The organism is Nocardia vaccinii NBRC 15922 (genome assembly GCF_001613305.1).
In the GTDB taxonomy this organism is placed as follows: domain Bacteria; phylum Actinomycetota; class Actinomycetes; order Mycobacteriales; family Mycobacteriaceae; genus Nocardia; species Nocardia vaccinii.
The window spans coordinates 1-1,905 of sequence record NZ_BDCC01000121.1 but is presented as its reverse complement, the minus strand read 5'-3'; the positions used below and the strand labels follow the sequence as shown (position 1 = coordinate 1,905).

1 protein-coding gene and 1 pseudogene are annotated in these 1,905 nt (G+C 64.5%); one reads left to right on the top strand and one right to left on the bottom strand.

All coding sequences use genetic code 11. From position 1 onward, the window contains the following. Positions 1-58: 58 nt before the first annotated feature. Positions 59-820: pseudogene (locus NV1_RS41575) on the top strand (IS1634 family transposase); the annotation flags it as partial. 157 nt (positions 821-977) lie between these two features. Here the strand turns inward: NV1_RS41575 and NV1_RS41570 are convergent. Then, a partial coding sequence (locus tag NV1_RS41570) for a LuxR family transcriptional regulator (RefSeq protein ID WP_218027381.1) occupies positions 978-1,905 on the bottom strand: 928 nt, incomplete at its 5' end.

Below are 1,905 nucleotides of genomic sequence, written 5' to 3'. Positions count from 1 at the left end.
GATGTAATCGTGAGTGCTGACTGCGCTCACCGACTTTGGCGAGCGCGGTCAACCATCGGGGAAAAGATGCGTCTCCGGGTCCCAAGAGGTGAAGACCGCGATGTCCCGGCAAGGCCGCTACCTCGAAGTCGCCGAGAACATGCGGGTCAAGGAAGTGAAGGTCAGCGAATCGGAACGGTTCGTGATCTGCCACAACCCCGAAGCGGCCGACCGCGACCAGGCCACACGCGAACACCTGGTCGCCCAGTTGGAAGAGCTGATCGCCGGCACCGACGAGTTGTCGGAGTTCAAACGCGGTGAGCTGCGCGGCAAGCTCAACACCAAGCCCGGGCCGAACCGGTTCCTGCGGGTCACCGCAGGCGGGAAACTGTGCGTTGACGCGGCGAAGATGAAGGCGGAAGCCAACTTCGCCGGGAAATACCTGCTGCGCTGCAGCGATCCGAAGCTCTCAGCCGAAGACATCGCGGTCGGTTACAAGCAGTTGCTGGAGGTCGAACGCGGCTGGCGGGACATGAAATCCGTGCTCGACCTGCGGCCGGTCTATCACCGGCTCGAGGAACGCATCCGCGCCCACGTCATCCTCTGCCGGCTGGCACTGCTGCTGATCAGGATCACCGAAACCCGCACCGGCACAACATGGCCGGGCATGCGCCGGGAACTCCAACGCCTGCACGTGGGCACCTTCGCCGGTCCTACCGGCACCTTCCGCCGCCTCACCACACTGACCAAGACCCAAACCGACCTGCTCGCCCGCCCACGCGTCCCGGCCCCCAAGCCGATCATCGAACTCACACCCACAGTGAAGAACACCCGCACCTAGACACACGACCCCTCGGCGCGTTCACCCATGTCCATACAGGTCAGAGGCATAATCCGCAGCTCCAGGCCCGCGAATTCTGCGGAACGCGGGTGTAGGGCCTGGCGAGAAAGGCCGGTATCCGCCACGCGATCCGGTCGTTGCCGGTCTCGACCGCAGGTCAACGATTCTGTCGTTCGGAATCTTCTGCGACCCAGGCTGCGATCTGCGCGCGGGACGTGAATCCGAGCTTGGTGAGGATGTGCTCAACGTGGCCTTCGGCGGTGCGTTGGGAGATCACCAGTTTGGCGGCGATCTGCTTGTTGCTGAGGCCTTGGGCGACGAGGTCTGCGATCTGGCGCTCACGCTTGGTCAGAACTACGCCGGGGCCCGAGGCGGGTGTGGTGTGGGTGGTGTGTTCGCCGAGTGCGTAGGCTACGGCTTCGTCCATTCCCAGCGCTCGGCCGCGCCGGAAGCCCGCGTCGAACCTGCGTGCGCCGAGGGCGGTGCGTATGAGCCGCACAGATTCGTCGTGGTGCTGGGGCATCAGTGGGGCGAGGCTAGCAATGTTGCCCACGGACTGGTCTAGTTCCTGCGCGGCTCCCATCAGTGTGGCCGCGCGCTCGGCGTCGCCGCCGGCGCCGACGGTCCAGGCCAGCGCATCGAGGCTCGCCGCGGCGAGAACGGGGCTGCGCACGCGCCGGTTGACTCGTAGTGAATCCTCGAACAGCGTCATCGCCCGGGACCGCTCGCCGTGCTGCCAGGCGGCTAAACCGATGCCCTGCAAAGCCACCGACCGGAGGAACGATTCGCCGCATGCTTCGGTGATGGAAAGTACTTGCTGGTGACAGTCGATCGCTTGCTTCTGATCACCGGCCAGTTGGTGCACCCAACCGAGCAGGACTGTAGCAATTACGTAGAGATGTCCCTGTTTGTTCGAGCTGAGTACCTCGACAGTGTGTTGGAGGCAGGAAGATGCGAGCGCAAGCTCCCCGCGATAGAGGGCCAGGATGCCGTCGGCGTAGGAGATCAGTGCCTGGGTCATTGGTGTGGGGGCTTGTTCGGCGAGCACGCGGCCTTCTTTCACGAGGGCAGCCGCCGCCGTTAGT